At 43.5% G+C, this 21,119-nt stretch carries 20 protein-coding genes; 10 read left to right on the top strand and 10 right to left on the bottom strand.

The genetic code is table 11. The features are described 5' to 3' along the window. Positions 1–184: 184 nt before the first annotated feature. Positions 185–442, top strand: coding sequence for a hypothetical protein (locus tag CJD36_RS23020; protein WP_133162666.1), 258 nt, complete (start codon positions 185–187; stop codon positions 440–442). 410 nt (positions 443–852) lie between these two features. On the opposite strand, the gene CJD36_RS15835 is transcribed toward CJD36_RS23020, so the two are convergent. From CJD36_RS15835 to CJD36_RS15820, 4 genes are all read right to left on the bottom strand, one after another. Next, positions 853–1,110 carry a cytoplasmic protein gene (locus CJD36_RS15835; RefSeq protein ID WP_105040173.1) on the bottom strand — a complete coding sequence of 86 codons (258 nt, stop codon included), beginning with the start codon at positions 1,108–1,110 and terminating at the stop codon, positions 853–855. A 118-nt stretch (positions 1,111–1,228) separates the two neighbouring features. Beyond that, positions 1,229–1,609, bottom strand: coding sequence for a hypothetical protein (locus CJD36_RS15830; protein WP_133162665.1), 381 nt, complete (start codon positions 1,607–1,609; stop codon positions 1,229–1,231). 64 nt (positions 1,610–1,673) lie between these two features. Further along, entirely contained in the window at positions 1,674–2,078 is a 405-nt protein-coding gene (locus CJD36_RS15825) for a hypothetical protein (protein WP_133162664.1), read from the bottom strand. 515 nt (positions 2,079–2,593) lie between these two features. Further along, positions 2,594–3,922, bottom strand: coding sequence for a saccharopine dehydrogenase C-terminal domain-containing protein (locus tag CJD36_RS15820; protein ID WP_105040170.1), 1,329 nt, complete (start codon positions 3,920–3,922; stop codon positions 2,594–2,596). Between the two features lie 177 nt (positions 3,923–4,099). Here CJD36_RS15820 and CJD36_RS15815 point away from each other — a divergent pair, with 177 nt between their 5' ends. From CJD36_RS15815 to CJD36_RS15790, 6 genes are all read left to right on the top strand, one after another. Next, on the top strand, positions 4,100–4,471 hold the full coding sequence (locus tag CJD36_RS15815) for a hotdog fold thioesterase (RefSeq protein ID WP_240609367.1): 372 nt from the start codon (positions 4,100–4,102) through the stop codon (positions 4,469–4,471). Positions 4,472–4,804: 333 nt separating this feature from the next. Next, a complete protein-coding gene (locus CJD36_RS15810) occupies positions 4,805–5,899 on the top strand; it encodes a glycosyltransferase (RefSeq protein WP_240609366.1) in 1,095 nt (364 codons plus the stop codon). Further along, entirely contained in the window at positions 5,899–6,693 is a 795-nt protein-coding gene (locus CJD36_RS15805; protein ID WP_105040168.1) for a glycosyltransferase family 2 protein, read from the top strand. The genes CJD36_RS15810 and CJD36_RS15805 overlap by 1 nt, the downstream gene beginning before the upstream one ends. Positions 6,694–7,001: 308 nt before the next feature. Continuing rightward, positions 7,002–9,389, top strand: coding sequence for a TonB-dependent siderophore receptor (locus CJD36_RS15800; RefSeq protein ID WP_105040167.1), 2,388 nt, complete (start codon positions 7,002–7,004; stop codon positions 9,387–9,389). 1 nt (position 9,390) lies between these two features. Next, positions 9,391–10,548 (top strand): PepSY-associated TM helix domain-containing protein, encoded by a 1,158-nt coding sequence (locus CJD36_RS15795; RefSeq protein ID WP_105040166.1) that lies wholly within the window; start codon positions 9,391–9,393, stop codon positions 10,546–10,548. Positions 10,549–10,694: 146 nt separating this feature from the next. Next, positions 10,695–11,285 (top strand): class I SAM-dependent methyltransferase, encoded by a 591-nt coding sequence (locus CJD36_RS15790; protein ID WP_105040165.1) that lies wholly within the window; start codon positions 10,695–10,697, stop codon positions 11,283–11,285. Positions 11,286–11,549: 264 nt separating this feature from the next. On the opposite strand, the gene CJD36_RS15785 is transcribed toward CJD36_RS15790, so the two are convergent. After that, a complete protein-coding gene (locus CJD36_RS15785; RefSeq protein ID WP_240609365.1) occupies positions 11,550–13,502 on the bottom strand; it encodes an ABC-F family ATP-binding cassette domain-containing protein in 1,953 nt (650 codons plus the stop codon). A gap of 177 nt (positions 13,503–13,679) precedes the next feature. Between CJD36_RS15785 and CJD36_RS15780 the strand changes: the two genes are divergently transcribed. Continuing rightward, positions 13,680–13,871, top strand: coding sequence for a hypothetical protein (locus CJD36_RS15780; RefSeq protein WP_105040163.1), 192 nt, complete (start codon positions 13,680–13,682; stop codon positions 13,869–13,871). A gap of 310 nt (positions 13,872–14,181) precedes the next feature. Here CJD36_RS15780 and CJD36_RS15775 read toward each other — a convergent pair whose 3' ends face one another. The 4 genes from CJD36_RS15775 to CJD36_RS15760 all read right to left on the bottom strand — a co-directional run bounded on the left by CJD36_RS15775 (position 14,182) and on the right by CJD36_RS15760 (position 18,374). Further along, positions 14,182–15,111 (bottom strand): hypothetical protein, encoded by a 930-nt coding sequence (locus CJD36_RS15775; RefSeq protein ID WP_105040162.1) that lies wholly within the window; start codon positions 15,109–15,111, stop codon positions 14,182–14,184. Between the two features lie 143 nt (positions 15,112–15,254). Beyond that, positions 15,255–17,309 carry an alpha-ketoacid dehydrogenase subunit alpha/beta gene (locus CJD36_RS15770; RefSeq protein WP_105040161.1) on the bottom strand — a complete coding sequence of 685 codons (2,055 nt, stop codon included), beginning with the start codon at positions 17,307–17,309 and terminating at the stop codon, positions 15,255–15,257. A 96-nt stretch (positions 17,310–17,405) separates the two neighbouring features. Further along, positions 17,406–17,759 (bottom strand): DUF6150 family protein, encoded by a 354-nt coding sequence (locus CJD36_RS15765; RefSeq protein ID WP_205685622.1) that lies wholly within the window; start codon positions 17,757–17,759, stop codon positions 17,406–17,408. Between the two features lie 120 nt (positions 17,760–17,879). Continuing rightward, the gene (locus tag CJD36_RS15760; RefSeq protein ID WP_133162663.1) at positions 17,880–18,374 is read right to left on the bottom strand and encodes a hypothetical protein; all 495 of its coding nucleotides are present in this window, start codon (positions 18,372–18,374) and stop codon (positions 17,880–17,882) included. A gap of 247 nt (positions 18,375–18,621) precedes the next feature. On the opposite strand from CJD36_RS15760, the gene rpsT reads away from it, so the two are divergent. Together rpsT and CJD36_RS15750 are read left to right on the top strand one after the other, a co-directional pair. Next, positions 18,622–18,876, top strand: a complete 255-nt coding sequence (gene rpsT, locus CJD36_RS15755; protein WP_105040159.1) for a 30S ribosomal protein S20 — start codon at positions 18,622–18,624, stop codon at positions 18,874–18,876. A gap of 86 nt (positions 18,877–18,962) precedes the next feature. After that, entirely contained in the window at positions 18,963–19,724 is a 762-nt protein-coding gene (locus tag CJD36_RS15750; RefSeq protein WP_105040158.1) for a tRNA pseudouridine synthase A, read from the top strand. Positions 19,725–19,778: 54 nt separating this feature from the next. On the opposite strand, the gene CJD36_RS15745 is transcribed toward CJD36_RS15750, so the two are convergent. Then, entirely contained in the window at positions 19,779–20,972 is a 1,194-nt protein-coding gene (locus CJD36_RS15745) for a GAF domain-containing sensor histidine kinase (RefSeq protein WP_105040157.1), read from the bottom strand. Positions 20,973–21,119: the final 147 nt, after the last annotated feature.

Raw genomic sequence — 21,119 nt, 5'->3', positions numbered from 1 at the left:
CTGATGTTTTTTGTCTGAATCAGAATGACCAGAATTTAAGAATTCACAGAATGCCCGATGAAAATAAAAATAGGATCGGGCATGAAAACTACATAATATACTGAAAATCAAACTATTGTAAAATTAGCCAATGCCCGATCGTACCCGATTGCTGTTTGTCAGCAGACCAACAACGGCATAGTGTGTGTCGGGCGTTACAAACGCCACGCCGGGGGATCCTCGTTACAAACGAGGACCAGTGTGGTTTTTGCAGATTTCCGCCAGTGGTGGTTTTTTCGCGTTTCCGGCAGTTTTTTATGGCGCGTTTCCTGTAGATGCTACGCCGGGTAATGGTTTCAGCGGTTTTGAAAAACCACCAGTTTCCGCAGTTTTCCGCAGTTTTTCCACCAATTTCCGCCAATTTTCGCCATTATTTTCTCTGAAACAGTTGTTCAAAGGATAAAAGGAAAACAGGATGCCCGATGTTTGCCTATTTTTATTGGGATGGTGCAGGGCTGAAGATCTTCAGCCCCTACGTGGGGGGTGTGATGTTTTGATAAGGGTTCATATGTCAAAGATCAGCTTGCATTGCCTGAACCCTGCCTACCGGCAGGCAAGCATGATTTACCTGATCAAATGAGGGACATGATCTCAGTTTTTTAGACAAAGCGAGTGCAAATTAATATGAGTAAAATGACTTGGAAAAATAAAGATATTCACAAAAATGTGAACATCTTTATTTAGATGGTTGATTGGCAATTAGTTGGGAAGGGGTAATTGAAGTGGGGATATTGACGAATTTTCCTGAGTATATCCGCGATACTCAACTAAAAATTGGCTATCCTGTAATTGCTTCCAGAATCTTCTACTTAGTCAAAAATATCTACTATTCATTTCCTTTAAAAAATCGGGATCCTCAACAGGAAAACCAGTTGAATCGCCAATTACCGTATCCACACCGCAATATAAACACAGAGCTGTTTCTTCTTCCTCGGTCCAGTTGATTATCTGCTTAGCATCATAAATTTTCAAACAATAAAAACATCCACAGTTTTTACTTAACGTCAGTCCTGGCTTATTTTTGGATGAGCGACTATGCGCCCCTTGCAGATAGTGGATGGAGTAATTCATGTTGCAATTACAGATTTAGCATAAAGATCTATAAATATATTTCTAAGACAGTTGCTGTTCTTCACGTGCAACAGTACGGCGTCTTCCTAAGTGCTTGTAAATGGATTAGTAGAGCCACTCAAAAATCCAACACAATATTCTTCGGCTGAAAGTCCTGCTCATCGCAACGGATGTTGATGCGCTCTACGAGGATGCGGACATGTTCGTTGCGAATGTTCTTAAGTACGATCTTCTGTTCATCGGTAAGCATGTTGCCATGTGTGGGATATGGGCCAAAGGTCTTGCCGTCTTTTATGGTGAAGGAGATGGTGAACTCTGTGACCTTGCAGTTGGGTAAGCCAGTAGTTAATCGCGGATTGGTAAGGATGGTAGCAAAAGTGGTGTGGGCGGAGTCGACATTGGCCAGTTTTACCTGTGGTATGCTATTGCTCATGCCTTGTGCATGGGCAAGAGTGGAAAAACAGATAATGAGTGCGATGGTGAGTAAGAAACGGTGCATGGGGGATGTTTAATTAAAGTTAGCTGAAATTAATCAAACATTGCCGGAGAACTGACGGTTCCAACTATTGGTAGTTAACCGTGTAGTTAATGTTCACCAAGTCTTCAGCCCGCAGATCGTAGCGGTGCAATACGCGATCGTTTGCCCTTACAGAGTCCCAGTTCTGGCCGATGTAAACTACAGAATCTAAAATAAAAATGGACATGGTTTGTGAAGGTTTTGACCTCAACTCATTTTCCCATTTTTGTGAGGAGCTAATACTGTAGTCTTTACCGGGTCTTATTTTTACTAATGCCGGTTTATCTAAAGGCAAGGAAGTGTCGGGATAATTGTAGCTACGCCACATATATACAGTGCCGGCTGATCTGTTGAAGACGTTAATATTATAAAACACTTCGCTTAAGAACATGCCTTCCTTGCAGGAGCTAAGGCCAATGCAGACAAACAAAACGAGTAGTATGTTTTTCATAATATAAATGCAGTGCATAGGTAACATTACCTGGTTTTACCTTAACAAAGAAAATGCCAGTTTGTTTTAGTTATTGTTTTTAAAAAGGGACCGGCAGGTGTAGGGTTTGTGGGTGGGTACAAGATGAATATCGAGATTGTGCTAATGGAGAGATTCATAACAAATACTTCCCGATCCGAGACTGCTTCGTTCCCTACCGGCAGGCAAGCTGCCAATGACAGAGCCTCAACCCCAGCCCTTCTCCAAAGGAGAAGGAAGCGCTAAAGTCCATGCTATCGCGTGGTCGCTGTCATTGGATATGATTGCGGGGCAACCCGAAAACCCCTCGAAGTGACAGCTTAGCGAGACCAAGAGAGAACCGTCCCGGTGGCAAAAATATGTCGCGGTTCGAGAACCTCACGGTGACATACTTTGGCGATGCTATATGAAATGTAGCTATCATCTGTTACGAGGTGACCAAATCAAAAAGCCTTGCAGCATCTGCAAGGCTTTTTGATACATATTTGAAGTGGTTTTTATTCAATTTCGTCTTTGAACTCTATGCCATAGTTTTCCAGTTCCTGGAGAACCGGTCGGTAAACGGATTGCATGTTGGGTATCAATACACCTGTAGGTGGAACGATCTTCTTGTTCAATACCATGCGGGCTAGGATACCCATTGGCATACCTACGGTCTTTGCCATTGCTGAAAGCTCGCGGTTCTCGCCCTTTATCACCATTGTGCTGGTAAGCTTGGTCTTTCTGCCTTTGTGCATGTATTCTATCTCATGCTGCATTACTACCATGTCTTTTTCAGCAGATGCCATATTCCACTTTTCGAGGAGAAGCTCCAACAGAATTTCGCCTGAAGATGCTGTACCCGGTTTTAGAGGCAGTTCTTCGAACAAGCCTAACCAACCCAACAACTCTATCTCGGTGCTATCTATGCTTACGCCCAGTTTTTTAGCTACAAATGCTTTCAGATCTGCATGATCTGTGCAGCCAACTTTTGCTGCCAGCCATGAAGATAAGGTCTGGCCTTTTTTATCGAAGCTATCATCCTGCGCGGTCATACCCAGCGTGATAAGCGCATCCCAACCAATGCAGAATGAAGGATAGCGCAATGTAGCCCGAAGGAAAGTTTTGATATCGGGGATATCGTAAGTTTCCAGGTACTTCAATGAATCGCGGTTAGGGTAATAAGCCAATGAGCCTAAACCATCTACCTTGATCTTCTTATTATTTTCAAATATCTTCTCGTAAGGCACTTCTACTTCCTTGCCATTAGCAAGGTACTTAGCACCACCTACACCGGCAGTAATAATGTTCTTAGGATTCCAGCTAAACTTGTAGTGCCATGGATTGTTGTCGCTTTCGGGAGCGATCAAACCACCGCAATATGACTTGAAACTATAAATGCTACCCGCGACACGATGAATGCTATGAATGATCTTGCTGGCAGTCATGTGGTCGATACCCGGATCAAGACCCATTTCGCACATGAACATCAGGCCTGCTTCCTTAACTGCAGCATCCATTGCTTTCAGCTCTTCAGAAACGTAAGATGAAGTGATCAGATTTTTCTTGTGTACCAGGCAATCTTTAGCGAGGTGAATGTGCAAATGCGGCGGCATCAGTGACACAACTATATCGGCACGCTTAACCAGTGGCTCGCGCTGTGTGATGTCCGTTATGTCAATAACCGCATGTTCCGCAAAAGGGCTGTTGTTTGTTTTTTCTGCGATGGCATTAGCATCTCCGTCCGCAACAATTACCTTCCATTTATTCTGGGCGGCGTGCGTAAGCAAATATTGAATCAGATAGGTGGATGATTTGCCGGCTCCGGCAACCAGAATAGTATGCATAGTATGTGCAAAAAGATTATTAAAAAGTTCGCCAAAAGTAATAGTATTGCTTAGTTTCTCAACGTTAATATTTTACCAATAATTTAATAGAACAGAGATTTAAAATACACGTAACACATGGGCTGGGATAAAGAGACTGTAAATATACACATTTTAAATCAACTATCGGCAAATACTATGTCGCAAGTACTTGATATTCAATTCACTGAAGTAGGTGATGACTATATGAAAGCGACCATGCCGGTGAATCATAATACCCACCAACCTTATGGACTATTGCACGGTGGCGCATCGGCTGCGCTGGCTGAAACGGTTGGTAGTGTGGCATCGTGGGCTACGATAGACCGCGAAAGGCAGATATGTGTGGGTATCGAGATCAACTGTAACCATGTGAGAGGTAAAAAAGACCGGCTGGTTACGGCCACCGTAAGACCTTTGCACATTGGTGCTACAACTCACGTTTGGGATATACGAATTACCGACGAGCGTGATAAATTGGTGTGTGTAAGCAGACTGACCGTGGCGGTGTTGAAGAAGCCGAAGGAATAAGTGAGAATTGACATTTTAGATTGGTTGTAGACATTTAGAAGGCTGCTTACACAGACATGCGATACCTTCGGCATCGTTCCATTATTATTTTCCATTTTCTATAGATATTTGATGCCTTCAACATCATAACATGAAATTGATCCTATATTGACTGATAAGTATCCTTAGAGGGTGTGATTAGGGACTAAAAGCGAACCGACCCGATAAGCCAAAGATTGCCGCGGTTCGAGAGCCTCACCGTGACAATCTTTGGCAATTCTCTATTTTAAAATTCACCATTATCTCGCGAGTTTAGACAAAGAAGTGCTTTTTGGTTATTTTGCAGGCTGATAAATGAGCCAACCCAAAAAGATAGTCTGCACGGTAACTAATGACCTGAATTACGATCAGCGAATGATACGCATTTGTACATCGCTGACGGAAGCCGGATATGATGTAACGCTGATAGGTTTTGAAAGAAAAACAAGTCAACCGATAATACCCCGCCCTTTTAAGCAGGTGCGTTTATCTATAATAGCCGAGCAGGGTAAGATCATGTACCTGCATTATTGGATCAAGCTATTCTTCTTCCTGCTATTCAGAAAAGTAGATATACTCTGCGCCATAGATCTGGATACAATAATGCCGGTGTACTATATATCAAAGTTGAGGGGCAAGAAGCGCGTATATGATGCGCATGAAATATTTACAGAATTAAAAGAAGTTATAGACCGCCCGGCTGTGCATAAAATGTGGCTGTGGATAGGTAAGCATACTGTACCCAACTTCCCTGTTGGCTATACCATTGGTGAATGTTATGCAGAAGATTTTAAAGCTAAGTATGGTGTAGACTATAAGATAGTGCGTAATGCTACAATACTAAGGCCCGTAACTATACCTGAAAAGACGGAACGATTCATTTTATACCAGGGTGCGGTGAACGTGGGTCGTTGTTTTGAGCAACTCATACCTGCAATGAAGGATGTGAATGCCCGACTGATCATATGCGGCAAGGGCAACTTTTCGGAAGAAGCTATGGCACTGACCAAACAACTGGGACTAGAAGACAAAGTGATCTTTAAAGGATATATTCCGCCAGCCGAGCTACGAGACTATACTATAAAGGCATGGGTAGGCATAACCCTGTTTGAAGACACCAGCCTGAGTAACAGACTATCGCTCGCAAACCGATTCTTTGACTACATGCACAATGGTGTACCGCAATTGTGTATCAAGTACCCAGAGTACGAGCGCATCAACACACAATATGAGATCGCCAGCCTTATAGATAGTGCAACGCCGCAAAACATAGCCTCGGCTCTTAAGAGATTATTAGACGATGCAGACTACTACAACAAGCTGCAACAAAACTGCATGCAGGCAAGGGAAAAGTATTGCTGGCAGGAAGAAGCTAAAACATTGGTAAGCGTGTATAAACAATTTGACTGATGAGCAACGCTACTGATAAGACGCATCTAAATGACGGACTGAAATTCAGTGTGGTGATACCTGTATACAATGGAGCTGCAACAATACAGCGTGCATTGGATTCTGTGATGGCACAGTCGTACGAGAACTACGAAATAATTGTGGTGGATGACGCCAGTACTGACAAGACCAATGAGATACTGCAAACCAACTACGGCACCCAGATAATACTTATTCAGAAGGTCATTAACTCCGGTGGATCAGTAGCACGAAATTTTGGCATGGATGTGGCCACGGGAGATTACATAGCTTTTCTTGACGCCGATGACACTTGGCACCCAGATAAGCTGAGCCTGATGAATACTATTGTGACTGCGGCTCCATCAATACATCTGCTGTATCACCCTTATACACTTGAACCAATAGCCAATAAGCGAATTCCCGAAGATATAAAACTCTTCAGGCTGCCTTTTGTTAAGTTGTTGCCTGCTAACCTTATTGCTACACCTTGTACGGTAATTAAAAATGATCCAACCTTCAGGTTTGATACTAACATGCGCTACACCGAAGACTATGATCTGTGGTTGCGTATAGGCTACAAGTACAAGTTACACTTCATCAATATTCCGTTGACCCAACTGTTCCGGCCTATTACCTCAGGAGGCGGTGTAAGCAGTAATAAATGGGCTATGCGCAAGGGCGAGATACGGGCATATCGCAAACTGGTGAAATTGAATCCCCTCTTTATTTTACTGTTACCAATACTGGTGATCAGCAGCCTGGGTAAGCACCTGGTGAAGAAGGTAGTGAGCTGATATACATCCAATAATTTTTGTTTCCTGAAAACGCAAACACTTTTCCTGATTCTGCAAGCCTTAGTTTGCGGCGCTCCCTACTTTTGCCCCGGTAATTCTTGCTCCCACCAACAGAGGTAGATCCACAGAGATCTATCTGAACAATAACTTTTTAATAACGGCCTGTGCCGTTGTGTACTTAACGTGGCGTAAGCTCCGTTAGCCTGCACTATCATGTGCTTGCCGGGAGCAAGAAGGTATGCATATGAGCAATGCTAACGGAGCTGACACCATACAATGCACATTCAATTCATCTTAACACAACAATCATGAAGCAAAATATCCTTCAGTCAGCATTCCTATGCCTTTTAGTTTTATCGTTTGCGAGCAGTATGGCGCAAACCGGCACCATAAAAGGAATTATAACTACTACCGATAATCAACCAGTACCTGATGCTGTTATTATGATCAGCAACATCACAAAGCATACGGGCAATGACGGTTCCTTTTTAATAATAAAAATGCAACCTGGCACTTATTCGCTATCGGCATTCTATCCCGGCCACGACACTATAAAACAGCAAGTACTTGTGGAGGCTGATAAGGTAGCAGCGATATATATATCGCTGCATATTTCCGCACAGCAACTTAAGGAAGTTGTGGTGAGCACTACCAAAAATAAATACAAGGCAGATAAGGCATCGAACAGCCTGAGACTTAACGAGCCACTAAAGGATGTACCGCAGAACATACAGATAGTATCTGGTGCGGCACTTGCCGACCAGCAGGTGATAAGCATGAGCGACGGGGCCATAAGAAACGTAAGCGGAGCAACTAAGCTGGAACACTGGGGCGATCTTTATGCGCGCATCAATATGCGCGGTTCGCAGATAGCCGCTTTCCGCAATGGGGTAAATGTGGTGAACTCATCATGGGGGCCACTTACAGAAGACATGAGCTTTACAGACCATATAGAATTTGTAAAAGGCCCTGCAGGGTTTATGATGGCCAATGGAGATCCAAGCGGAATGTATAATGTAGTGACCAAGAAACCAACCGGCAACACCACCAGTGGTGAAGCCTCATTAACCATGGGTAGTTACGACCTCTACCGCGCAACCGTAGATGTGGACGGAAGGCTGGACAAAGCCGGTAAACTCTCTTACAGGCTTAACCTGATGGACCAGACCAAGAACTCTTTCAGGCCCTATGAATATAACAACAGGTATAGCATAGCACCAGTACTATCTTACAAACTAAACGACCTAACTACGCTGACATTTGAATACACACTGCAACATGTAAAGATGTCGAACGTGGGTAGTTACTATGCCTATTCTACAAAAGGCTATGCGCAATTGCCGATAGACTTTACTGTGGCGCAACCGGGCCTGGACCCTACAATTATCAATGACCACAGCAGTTTCCTTAACCTGCAACACAAGATCAATGACCAATGGAAAATAACAGCACAAGCCGCCTACCTGAAGTATGACCAGACAGGATCATCTATGTGGCCAACAAAAGTGAATGATGATGGCACTATGATACGCAATGTGAGCATATGGGATGCTGCAAGCGAGATCAAATCGGGGCAGGCATATGTGAATGGCGATATGAATACCGGGAACATCCATCACAGAATACTGGGTGGGCTGGATATGTCTACCAAAAACTATATGGCCGATTGGAGCCAGAGCCATGACTTGGACTCGGTGGGCGCGGAGTTCAACACTTATCAGCCGGTATATGGTACACCAGTAAATGGATACCCGGTATTTGACAGAACCAGATCGCTGGAAGAAAGAGCCAATGCGGCCTATGGAACTATAAATCAAAGATCAACAGGATTATATCTGCAGGACGAGCTAGGCTTTATGGATAATAAACTACGCCTTACACTTGCAGGCCGCTACACCTATGTAAGCCAATCGGCCTATGGTGGTAAGCCCGACATTGGCAAACAGTTTACACCAAGAGTAGGATTGAGTTATTCGTTGAACACCCAGACGTCTTTCTATGCCTTGTTTGACGAAGCTTTTATTCCGCAAACAGGCGTGATGAGAAATGGCGCAAAGGTGAAGCCAATAACAGGCGATAACATAGAAGCCGGCGTTAAGAAAGAATGGATGAATGGCAAGTGGAACACTACCCTATCTGTGTACAGGATAATGAAAAATAACGAACTGACAACGGACCCCAACAATTCGGCAGCAGAAGGGTTCTCTGTAGTGCTTGGCGAAAAAGTAACACAGGGTGTGGAATTTGACATGAAAGGAGAGCTGGCTAAAGGGCTGAACCTGATCGTTAACTATGCTTATACAGATTCAAGAGTAACAAGCGTGGCCACTGGTATAACAGAAATGAAGGCCGGCAACCGCATACCGGGATATGCCATGCACAATATAAACGCATGGTTGAGCTACAAAATACAAAGTGGTGCGCTAAGCGGAGTAGGTGTATCTGCCGGGTTTAACTACCAGGCCGACAGGGATACATGGAGCTGGGGAACAGCGGGGACCAAAAATCTGCCCGACTACTTCAGGCTGGATGGTGGCCTGTTTTGGGAGAAAGGCAACCTGAAACTTACGGCCAATGTGTTTAACCTATTGAACACTTATCTGTATAGCGGATCTTACTACGCCTACGGCGGATTTTACTACTGGCAGGCAGAAGCACCACGTAACAGCAGGCTAAGCATCACTTACAAATTCTAGAATGACCAATTTCAAAAAAGCAGTAAGAAAAATACACCTCTGGCTCGGACTGGCGTCCGGGCTGGTGGTGTTTATAGTGGCCATTACCGGATGCCTCTATGTATTTCAGAAAGAGATCAATGAGAGCTATTATGAAGAGTTATTCTTCATAGAAAAACGGAACACTACTGCACTCCCGCTGTCAGTATTACTGAGTAGCGCCCAAACAACACTGGGCAAAGACAAACCGGTGAACTTTATAACCTGCCACCGGCAAGCCGATAGAGCGTGGGAGTTTGGGGCATACAAAGAAGGCGACAAAAGCGCATTGACCTACTTTGGTGCACTAACGTACCATCAGGTTGCGTGCGTAGATCCATATACCGGAAAGGTGACTGGTGTTATTGACTACAAGTACAATTTTTTCAACATGGTAAAATACCTGCACTGGAGCCTGCTGTTGAATACCTGTTACGGACAACCCATAGTGGGCTATGCCACACTGCTATTTGTGATCATGCTGATAACGGGCATGATACTCTGGTGGCCCAAGAAATGGAACCAAACCAACATAAACAACAGCCTGCGGATAAAATGGAATGCTACCTTTAAACGCCTGGTGTATGACCTGCATAAAGTGCCCGGATTTTATGCCATGAGTATTGCCTTAATTATCTCCCTGACCGGTATGGTGTGGGCGCTTGATTGGTTTCAGAAAACAGTGTATGTGGTGGCTACCCAAAGTGTAACACCGCCGGTATATGTGGCCACAAAATCTACGGCAACAGCGGTAAATACCACATCGCCTTTAGATATAGCCTTTGACCATGCGTCGAGGCTGTTTAAAAAAGAAGAACGCATAGGCGTGTCATTGCCGGGCAGCAAAGATGGCTACTACTCTATACTTGGCTACAGAGGGAAGGAAACGTACTACAACTTTGATGAACTGCGGTATGATCAATATAGTGGGCAATTGCTGTACAGGCGTAACTATGACCCAAAGAACCGCGGAGAGCAATTGATAGGGATGAACTATGACATACATGTAGGTGCTGTACTGGGACTGCCGGGGAAGATAATGGCTTTTGTAGGCAGCTTGGTAGCAGCCAGTCTGCCGGTGACCGGCACACTTATATGGATAGGACGAAAGCGCAAGAGGAAGTATGTGGCTGTGGTGTGAATCTTTCCATATAATAAGGTAGCGGTTTGAAAGTTGAGGAACTAAATCAATTCTGCCCCAACAAAATAAGAATAATAAATACTAAACAGGGAAAAGATACGTTGTATATTAGTTGATTACGCATAAGCATCACTAATAAACCCTCTATGATATCAGAAACCCTACAGCCCGTAAAGGAGCTTAATGAGGACGAAATGGGCCTCATACAATGGATAAAATTCAAAGGCTGGTTCATCTTCGACCTCCCCTACTTCATTAAAGAACGGCAATTTAAAAACGGATTGGAGCTGGGTGCAAAAGGCGGCAGAAGCATGTATCGGGTGTTGAAGACCAATAAAGATATCCATCTTACCGGCATTGATCTGTGGATACCAATGGATGGTAGTGCTTACAAAAAGAACGCACAAAACGAGACAAAATGCCGGCGAAAACTCAATAGCTTCTCCAATCGAACAACCCTGATAAAGGGCGATGCAAAGGAAATAGCAGAAGAAATAGAGGACGGAACTTTTGACTTTATCTTCTATGATCTGCAATGCAGCTCGATGTCCGATTTCCACCGGGATATGATTCAAAGATGGTTGCCGAAAATAAGGAAGGGAGGTTTATTGATTGGTCGGGATTTCAGAGATTTCAGGGACTCTTTGTATCGTATAGGTTTTAAAGAGGAAGATATACAAAGATGTACCATTGGGAAGAGAGTGTCTGAAAGGTTGGAGTATATTGTGGTGCAATGATTGTCTGAATCACGGATTTTAAGAGGATTGCTCAGATTTCACAGATCCACCAAAGCGAATACAGCCTTACGCAGGGCAACCGCAAGGGATTGCCCCTACGACTGAACCGACCTGTCGGCTATTGGTAAGGAGACGCAACAGCTGCGGATGCGGGCAAATAACAGAACAAAAAAAACGGGCTATTCTCATACAAAGAATAGCCCGCTATATTTTATCAACTTCATTGAGCAATTCAGCAATTGCGCCTTTCAGCCATTAAATACATTATCCCATTTTTTCTTCCAGCTCCATGATCTGCTCGAAGGCTTTATCATAGTCTTTGTTCAGCTGAGCCAAGCGGTTAGACGACAACTTGTACAAATCATCTACCTTTTTGAATTCGTCTTTGTTGCTGTATACTGCAGGATCAGCCAACTTCAACTCTAATGCCTGTGCATCTTGTTTCAGTTTATTGATCTCTTCCTCCAGTTTCTGGAATGCCTTCTGCTGCTTTTTGTGCTCGTTTCTAAGATTGTTAAGCTGCTCGTTGCTTAGGTTATTCTTCGGCTTTGGGGCCGGCTTTTCTTCCTTCTTTGCTGCAGGTGCTGCTTTTGCTGTGGCATTAGCTAGTTGCTCGCGCTTTACCTTGTCCTGCTGCCATACCGTAAATTCTGTATAATCGCCCGGGAAGTCGTTGATCTTACCATCTTCAATATTCCAGATACGGTTAGCCGTCTTGCTGATGAAATAACGATCGTGCGATACCAGTATCAAAGTACCCTTGTATTTATTCAGGGCATCGATAAGCATATCTACCGACTGCATATCCAGGTGATTGGTAGGTTCATCCAGCATCAGGAAGTTGCCCTTAGCGGCTATTACCTTTGCCAATGCTACCCTTGCCTTTTCACCACCCGAAAGTATCTTGATCTTCTTGAACACATCATCTCCGCTAAACAAGAAGCAACCCAACAGTTGGCGGAGCTCCAGTTCATTCTTGCCACTACCGCACATCTTCATTTCCTCCAGTATCTCGTTCTCCACGTTCAGTGCTTCGAGCTGGTGCTGTGCATAGAAGCTTTCTTCCACATTGTGGCCCCATTTACGGTCGCCTTCAAAGCCTTCCTGCTCTGCTATTATCCTCAGCAAGGTAGACTTACCCTTACCATTGGCGCCGATCAGCGCGATCTTATCACCACGGTTAATCTCTGCCTGCGCATTATCAAGTATAGTGAGCGGACCATATTTCTTGGTTATATTCTTAAGTTCTACTATTATTTTGCCTGGCTGTGTACCAACATCAAAGTTGATGTTCATGGTAGGCATAGAGCTATCCGGAGCCTCGATCATATCTAACTTGTCCAGACGTTTGATAGCACTCTGCGCCTGTGCGGCCTTGGTAGCCTGTGCACGGAAACGCTCAATGAAACGTTCCTGCTGCTTTATGTAGTCCTGTTGGTTTTCAAAAGCACGCTGCTGTAGTACCATGCGCTCTTCCTTCTCTTTTATAAAGAAGGTGTAGTTACCGGTATATTGTATCAGGTCGCGCTGCCATACTTCTACTATCTTCGTTACCATTCGGTCGAGGAAGTACCTATCGTGCGAAACGATAACCACACTACCCGGGTAGCTGATGAGGTAACGTTCCAACCACTCAATAGACGGAAGATCAAGGTGATTCGTAGGTTCATCTAACAGTAGTAATTCCGGTGCCTGTAGCATCATCTTTGCCAGCAACACGCGCATACGCCATCCTCCACTGAACTGATCATATGGGCGCTGCAGATCGGCAGTGGTGAAACCAAGGCCTTCCAACACTTCGGCAGTCTTATGCTCCATTTCATAACCACCCGCTACTTCAAAATCATGCAGGGCGTGACTATAGTCGTCGAGCAGGTCTTCGTCATCGGGCTTTGACTCCAGATCTTTAAGGATCTTATCCATCTTCTTCTCTACCTCATGGGCCTTTTCATAGGCTTGCATACCTACTTTAAGAATAGAATCGTTGGTTGAAAAACTTAACAGATCCTGGTTAAAGAAACCAAGAGACACATCTTTGGGCTTGTTTATTGAGCCTTCATTGGGCGTATAAGCACCCGTCATAAGGCGTAGCAGTGTAGATTTACCGGCACCATTGCTACCTACCAGACCAATACGTTCACCTGTATTTATCTGCCAGTTGGAGTTTTCTAATATCGGCCTTGCACCGAAAAAGAAGGAAAGATTCTGTAATGACATTAACATAAGGCTGCAAAGTTAACTGGCTGAAGGGTATTTTACTAATTGTTGATCGTTATTATCATAGCTTTAGGAATATGCACCTTCTGTAAAGATTACATTAAGTATAAAATGTTATTACCCCAACTGTTGCATTTAATGGAATTACTGATTAGCTTTGCACAAAACCATTCAAAAATGACAAAAATCGTAACTACCGTTGCTGCTCTGTTGCTTATGGGCTCAGTAGCTTTTGCACAGGATGCAAAAACTGAAAAGAAAGAAACTAAGAAAACTACCAAGACAGAAACTAAAACTGACGGTAAGAAAGAAACTAAGAAGACTGAAACAAAGAAGACTGAAACAAAAACAGAAACTAAGAAGAAGTAATTCTTCCGTTACTGTTGCAAAAGAGACGCTCCGAAACGAGCGTCTCTTTTTTTGTGTGGTTCTTCGTCTGAATCAGGATCGTGAGGATTGAAGGAAAAGGAGGATGCAAGTGCTGCCCTCAAAGAGAATCGACCAGAGCACACTCGGTCTGAGACAGACAGCAGGCATTCATCTGGTTTACACAAGGAAGCCCCCCGACTTATGAGGGCAACCTCCAGAGATTGCCCACGATGTTAAAAGATCAATACCCAATAAAAAAAGAGACACATTGCTGTGTCTCTTTAGTATTAAAAGTGTTGATTGTAGTCGACTATTGGTCCTGATTGAATTTTGAAGACATGGTGGTCATTCTGCGGTCAATTTTAAGGTTGCCTTTGTCAGCACGCGTTTTGATCATTCTGTCGAAACCAAAGCTATCATCGCCATAAACATAAACGTAGCTGCCGGTAAGCTTCTTAAATACATCATTCACCAACTTGATCCTGTCTCTTTCAAACGGAGCATCTATCAATTCTACTGTTCCTGAAAGTTTGCCATTGATCACATTGAAGTAACCGATGTAGTTATTGCTGCCGTTCTTGAAGAAGGTAATGAATGACTTATCGTCCAGTACTGCATCATTAACAGAAGAGAATTTACCAAGGAAACCGTTGTAGAAATCAACCAATGCAGTATAATCACTATTTTCCTTCATAGTGCCACCACGCATAGCTATGGTGTTATTGAGTACAACATCAATGTCCTTATAGCTGAAAATTGAATCGTAGAATTCAACAAGAGTAAACTTCTTAGGTCTGAGGTCGGTAATAATTTCAGAATACTTTACGTTCTCGATACTCAGCATTCCCGGATCACCTGCCTTGTAATAGAGCATTGGTCCTTTAGGGTTGTTGTACTCACGCGCCCACCATGTAGCCTTAGCACCATCGGCAGACCTATAAAGCAGTAGGCTTACATCGAATGACTCATAGTAGTTCAGCTCCCCTTTCTTGCTCTGGCCGGGAATCTTCACATTTTTCATCATTACATAGCCCCAGGTATTGGCAGACGCATCGTTTACCAATCCCCCTTTGCTCATTAAAGCGATCTTATTTGTATTGATAAAGCCTCTCAGATCGTTACCATTATTGTCGTAAGTAGCACTTTCAGGAGACGGGAATTTATTGTTATGTTTCATTACCTGCGCCATAGAAGAGCCGGTAGCTGCAAATAAAAATAAAGCCGCAATAAATTTCTTCATATACAATAATTTACAAACTAATGCTGTGACTACTCTAAACAAGGAAGCCGAGCAGCAAATTACTACTTAATCTTCCAAATTTATAAAAACTATTGGTAAACGAAAACCATAACAATAAATAGTTTACCATAGTACCCTAAAAATTACCAACTAAGCAATTGCCCAATCCTGTCGGCTACCTTATCTGCGTTAGGCAACATTGCAGCCTCCAGACCCATGTTCATAGGTACTGCAGGCAAGTCGAGTGCGCCAATTGTCTGTACGGGAGCATCTAACTGTTGGAAACAATTCTGGGCTATACGTCCTGCCAGTGCTTCGCAGAAGGAGTTACGTAATTGCTCCTCTGTCAATACTATGCACTTGCCGTGCCTCTTGACAGTGTGGTATATAAGTTCCTCATCCAATGGATAGATTGTACGAATATCAATTACCTCTACCTGTCCGGGATATTGTTTAGCCGCATTTCTGGCCCAATGCACGCCCATACCATAGGTAATGATACAGCAAGATGATCCATTGTCAATATTCTCCTGTGTCGGCGCCAATGCTACCGTACCCTTGCCAAGTGGCAATATGTAATCTCTGTCCGGCTCTATGGTCTTAGCTTCTTCTGTGCCAGGTACCTTGCTCCAGTAAAGGCCCTTATGTTCCAGCATTACTACCGGATTACCATCGTAAAAGGCGGCTTTCATAAGACCTTTGATGTCGGCTGCATTACTTGGGTACACTATCTTGATGCCCTTAATAGTAGCTAAAGTGCTTTCCACACTTCCGCTATGATATGGACCACCACCACCGTAAGCACCGATCGGCACTCTTAATATCATAGATACCGGAAACTTACCGCAACTGAGGTAGCATGACTTACTGATCTCGGTAACCAGCTGGTTGAAGCCCGGGTAAATATAATCTGCAAATTGAACCTCCACTATTGGCTTAAGACCCACAGCATTCATACCAATGGTTGAGCCAACGATATATGCCTCCTGAATGGCCATATTAAATACCCTGTTATCGCCAAACTTATCGGCCAGAGTTGCCGCTTCACGGAATACTCCTCCAAGGCGCTTGCCCACATCCTGTCCGTAAAACAAGGCTTCAGGGTGATCTTGTAATAATTCTTCCACAGCATGAAGCGCGGCATCCACCATTACTACCTTTTCCCTACCCTCAGGGGTACGGTTACCAACCTCGCCTGTTACTTTTGATGGAACAAATACATGGTCTGCAACAGTTGCCGGGTCAGGGTCAGGTGCGGCAACAGCCATATCAAATTCAGCCTTAACGTAGGCTACTTCTTCCTGCTCTATCTTATCCAGGTCTGCTTCCTTTATTCCGCGTATACCTAATAATACTTTCTTCAGTTTAGGTGCAGGATCGTCCAGGCCATGCTTGGCCAGATCTTCAGCCGTACGGTACCACTCCTTGCGCACACCTGATGTGTGGTGGCCCAATAAAGGAACCTTTGCATGCACTAAAATAGGCTTTCTATGTTCGCGCACCCAATCAATAGTATACTGCATGGTATTATAAGAATCCACGAAATCACTTCCGTTCACCCTTACCCGCTCCATACCTTTGAACCCACCCGCATATTCGTATGCATCCATAGTACGGGCCTCATCGCTGCTTACAGATATACCCCAGTCGTTGTCCTGAACAAGGTATATTATAGGTAAGCCCTTTAGCACGGCAAACTGGAATGCTTCACTCACTTCACCCTCGGTAACACTACCATCGCCCAATGAACAAATAGTAACCGGGGGCAATTCGTAATTGGATAATTTTTCCTTTTCCCTGTATTGTATACCCTGGGCTATACCTGTAGTAGGTATGACTTGCATACCCGTAGCACTGCTCTGGTGTATGATACCGGGGAAACCTTCTCTTTTAATATTGGGGTGATTATAGTAAGCACGACCACCAGTGAACGGGTCGCCACCCTTTGCCAGCAATTGCAGCATTAGCTCATATGGGCGGTAACCCATGCCCAGCATAATACTCTCGTCCCTGTAATAAGGACTAACAAAATCGCATGATTTCAGGAGAAAACCGGTAGCCAGCTGAATAGCCTCGTGACCCCGGGATGTACTGTGCACATACTTACATATGGGCCTGTTGGCATCGTATATTTCAGCCATAGCCTTAGCGGTCATCATTAACCTGTAGGCCTTGAGCAATAATTCTTTTGGAAGCATCGGGGGCAAAAGTAAGTTAATAAGGCAAAAAGTTAAAGAGATTAATGGGTTATAGAATAATTATCCCCTTGAAACGCCATAAACATTAGTTTCAACTTAATACATCAGGTGTTGCTTACTCTTATTTTGCCAGCCTGCATCACTCTTATAATCGCTGAAGAAAATTACCAGGTCTGCATCGCTCTTGTAGTCAACGAAAAAAATCTTCTTTTTCGCATCGCTGGCATAGTCACAAAAATACCATATGCCTTTATTATCGCCCGCGTCGCTCTTGTACCCGGCCTTATACACCACCAGGTCAGCATCACTTTTATACGAGGCTACATATACTTTTACCTGCGCATCGCCTTTATACTTTACGGAAAAAACCGTTTGTGCCTGTGCATCATGTGTGGCACAAATGCTACCGGCAGCCAAAGTAAGGGAAAGGAGAAACTTATAAAATGACATGATGAATTAGTTTATGTGATTCCAGCACAAAATACAATTTCCAGGTAACATTTTAAAACAATGAAAGTGCAGAATGGAACAATGTATCATCAAAGTAAATGTGATAGTGATGGCGCTATACTACTCCCTGCGATTTTCCACTAAAGCGTAATCTACCAAAGTACGGTTGCGGAAAAAAAGGCGCAGCATATTGCCCTGGTAGTTGTAATACATGATCTGCTTCCCCTCTTTTACTGTCATTTCTTTTGGTGGACCAAGAAGTGTCAACGCTTGCTGCATATTCATTGCTCCTTCCTTTAGCTTACATTCTTTCTTTTTATCGAACTGGCCGCATGTTGTGCCTTTGCCGCAGGAATAGGAAAATTGTTCGGCCATGCCAGACCCTTTACTCCATTGCAGTGTGAGTTTTGTAGTACCCAGGCTATAATACCAGGTACTACCCTTTCTAGATTCCGCAATCCTGGTAGGCTTTCCCAGGATAGACGTTACTTTATCCCGGGTTACACTTTCGGGTGAAAGTTTCACCAATGCGAGCAATCTATCGGCAGGTGTAACCGCCATACACATAACATGTACACTTGTCAATAACAGGAACACAAACACTATCTTTCTCATACTCAGGGTGTTATTTATCGTTTTACCGACATTTAGGGTCTATTCACCTACAATATAACGCTTTCTGCCGATTTCTATTATTAAATACTGTAAAAACCACGCCAGCAGGGTCGCATTTTTCCCTATCTTTGCCGCTCAAACACTTATTAAAAAACAGGTCTGTTTGAAAATATTTCAGAAATCTAATTTTATTTTTGATTTTTGATTATTCTTCGTACATTTACAGTCCTTAAAAAAACAAAGATTAATGGCAAATCATAAAGCTACCAAAAAGGATGTCCGCCAAAGCGAAAAACGTCGTGACCGTAATCGTTATTATGGCAAAACCACACGTAACGCTATACGTACATTATTAGCTAATACTGAAAAAGCAGCAGCAAGCGAGAACCTGAGCAAAGTAATCTCTATGATCGACAAGTTGGCTAAGCGTAATGTAATTCATAAGAACAAGGCCGGAAACCTGAAATCAGGTATCCAGAAGAGAGTTAATGCTATGGCATAATTTTCAAAGGCTTATCCCATATTGAGATAACCCCGCTCCATGCGGGGTTATTTTGTTAGTATCAGGTTATCCCAGTAATAAGGACTATGCAACGGTATATATTGGAAGTAATGTATGATGGCGCCAAGTTCCATGGTTCGCAGGTACAGGGAATGCAGGTAACAGTGCAGCTGGCATTGAATACTGCGCTAAGTACCATCTTCAGGATACCTATTAGTACATATGGCGCCAGCCGAACCGATGAGGGCGTGCATGCGCTCTGCAACTATTACCACTTCGACCTAGATGCGCCTGTTAATTTCGACCTGCTATACAGGATCAACGCTATACTGCCCCAAGGTGTAGCCGTAAAGAAGACCTTTACTGCCGCCGAAGATTTTAATGTGCGGTTCGATGCCATAAGCCGCCAATACCGCTATCGTATCTACTCCCATAAAGATCCGTTCCTACACGAGCGGGCATTGTTCTTTCCCCTGCCTATTAATGAAGAAGTGCTGCATGAAACAGCAGCAATTATAAAAGAGTATACACATTTTGAGTCGTTCTGTAAGCGCAATGCACAATCGCACACCCATACCTGTACAATAATGGAAAGTTACTGGCAACGGGAAGGCAATGAATTGCAGTATATAGTGCGTGCCAATCGCTTTCTCCGAGGAATGGTTCGTGGACTTGTGGGCACTCAATTACAGGTAGCACGGGGAAAAATGTCTGTTGATGGTTTCAGACAGGTTATTGAGGCCAATGACTGTACCAAGGCGTTTTTTGACGTTAGTGGCAATGGCCTGTATCTCGAAAAAATCGCCTTTAGGGACGACGCACTCACACCATTGTTGTTTAAGAAATAGATCAGGCGTTTACTGATATTCCTCAATAATGTGCCCTCGGCACTGACCAGGTTGTTACTTCTTTATATTAAAAGTAAACTGCGTACCGATATCTTTTTTCGATACAACGGTTATATCTCCGTGAAGCTTTTTAACGAGCCTTTTCACTATCGACAACCCAATACCGGTTCCGCTGTTGGCGTTAGTCTTAACCGTCTTGAACAGATCAAATATAGAGTCCAGGTGTTTTTCGGGAATACCGGGGCCGTTGTCTTTTATAGTGAAATGATAATCTTCTTCCGATTCATGAAACGTAATATCTATAGTAGCCCCCTGCTTGTCGTTATACTTAACTGCATTATTAATGAGGTTCAATAATACCTGCTTTATAGCCACACGTGATGTGGTAATATAAACATCGTCTTGAGGATAATTAATAGCAATATGTGCGGGCGGCTTGAGTAGCTGTATGATTGCAGCAATACATTCAGTGAGATTAAAGCGCTCTTTACTGGTAATTATAACCTGAGTAGATTTGGAATAAGCCAATATTGCATCAATAAGTCTTGTAAGCTGTAATGAAGAGGTTTTGATATGATTAAGATACTCTACCCCATCCGGAGTAACGTTCGCTGCATTCTCATCGAGAAAATAATCGATTAACGCTGTGATGTTATGTAACGGGCTTCTCAGGTCATGAGCCGCTATAGAGGCAAATTGCTCAATATCGTTATAGTTATTGATCAACTCCTGGTAAGTAAGGCTAAGCTGCGTGTTTTTCCTTCTTAATTCCAGCTGACACATTACCTGGTGGCTCAGCGCCTTTAATGATGTAATCTGCCTTTCATTCAGCTCCTTAGGATGATTATCTATTACACACAAAGTACCCAGCGCGTTCCCCTCGGGTGTAAGCAACGGAATACCGGCATAAAACACTACATGAGGACTGCCTGTTACCAAAGGGTTATCGTGGAAACGGTTATCCAGACGGGAATCGGGAACGATAAAGGCTTGCCTGGGATGATTAATAGCATGGCCGCAAAACGCAAGATCGCGAGGTGTCTCCAATACATCAAGACCGTGACGGGATTTGAACCATTGCCGTTTGTCATCTACCAAAGAAACCAGAGAAATAGGGGTATCACAAATTTGAGAAGCGAGCATGGTAATCTCATCGAAATCACTTTCGGGGATAGTATCCATGATCATGTAATCTTTCAGGTTTGAAAGCCTTTGGATCTCGTTTTTTGGTATTGTGGGGTTGATCATAAGCGTAATGCAGCAAAATTAGTTATAGTTTACTTCACAAACTGAAGTATTTCCTTTAACTTAAATCATAAGCAGTTAATAACTAATTTATAATCGCTAATATACACACAATTAGATTGCCACCTAACAAGTTGAGCCTTTTGTGCA

It is taken from the genome of Flavipsychrobacter stenotrophus (genome assembly GCF_002954265.1).
Classification (GTDB): Bacteria; Bacteroidota; Bacteroidia; order Chitinophagales; family Chitinophagaceae; genus Flavipsychrobacter; species Flavipsychrobacter stenotrophus.
Note: the sequence above shows the minus strand (reverse complement) of the source record. Positions and strands in the feature narration are given on the sequence as shown.

Bases quoted from the DNA above. Each gene is read 5' to 3' on its own strand.
- CJD36_RS15835 (WP_105040173.1), bottom strand. From the start codon at position 1,110: ATGAATTACTCCATCCACTATCTGCAAGGGGCGCATAGTCGCTCATCC.
- CJD36_RS15830 (WP_133162665.1), bottom strand. From the start codon at position 1,609: ATGCACCGTTTCTTACTCACCATCGCACTCATTATCTGTTTTTCCACT.
- CJD36_RS15825 (WP_133162664.1), bottom strand. From the start codon at position 2,078: ATGAAAAACATACTACTCGTTTTGTTTGTCTGCATTGGCCTTAGCTCC.
- CJD36_RS15820 (WP_105040170.1), bottom strand. From the start codon at position 3,922: ATGCATACTATTCTGGTTGCCGGAGCCGGCAAATCATCCACCTATCTG.
- CJD36_RS15815 (WP_240609367.1), top strand. From the start codon at position 4,100: ATGTCGCAAGTACTTGATATTCAATTCACTGAAGTAGGTGATGACTAT.
- CJD36_RS15810 (WP_240609366.1), top strand. From the start codon at position 4,805: ATGAGCCAACCCAAAAAGATAGTCTGCACGGTAACTAATGACCTGAAT.
- CJD36_RS15805 (WP_105040168.1), top strand. From the start codon at position 5,899: ATGAGCAACGCTACTGATAAGACGCATCTAAATGACGGACTGAAATTC.
- CJD36_RS15800 (WP_105040167.1), top strand. From the start codon at position 7,002: ATGAAGCAAAATATCCTTCAGTCAGCATTCCTATGCCTTTTAGTTTTA.
- CJD36_RS15795 (WP_105040166.1), top strand. From the start codon at position 9,391: ATGACCAATTTCAAAAAAGCAGTAAGAAAAATACACCTCTGGCTCGGA.
- CJD36_RS15790 (WP_105040165.1), top strand. From the start codon at position 10,695: ATGATATCAGAAACCCTACAGCCCGTAAAGGAGCTTAATGAGGACGAA.
- CJD36_RS15785 (WP_240609365.1), bottom strand. From the start codon at position 13,502: ATGTCATTACAGAATCTTTCCTTCTTTTTCGGTGCAAGGCCGATATTA.
- CJD36_RS15780 (WP_105040163.1), top strand. From the start codon at position 13,680: ATGACAAAAATCGTAACTACCGTTGCTGCTCTGTTGCTTATGGGCTCA.
- CJD36_RS15775 (WP_105040162.1), bottom strand. From the start codon at position 15,111: ATGAAGAAATTTATTGCGGCTTTATTTTTATTTGCAGCTACCGGCTCT.
- CJD36_RS15770 (WP_105040161.1), bottom strand. From the start codon at position 17,309: ATGCTTCCAAAAGAATTATTGCTCAAGGCCTACAGGTTAATGATGACC.
- CJD36_RS15765 (WP_205685622.1), bottom strand. From the start codon at position 17,759: ATGTCATTTTATAAGTTTCTCCTTTCCCTTACTTTGGCTGCCGGTAGC.
- CJD36_RS15760 (WP_133162663.1), bottom strand. From the start codon at position 18,374: ATGAGAAAGATAGTGTTTGTGTTCCTGTTATTGACAAGTGTACATGTT.
- rpsT (WP_105040159.1), top strand. From the start codon at position 18,622: ATGGCAAATCATAAAGCTACCAAAAAGGATGTCCGCCAAAGCGAAAAA.
- CJD36_RS15750 (WP_105040158.1), top strand. From the start codon at position 18,963: ATGCAACGGTATATATTGGAAGTAATGTATGATGGCGCCAAGTTCCAT.
- CJD36_RS15745 (WP_105040157.1), bottom strand. From the start codon at position 20,972: ATGATCAACCCCACAATACCAAAAAACGAGATCCAAAGGCTTTCAAAC.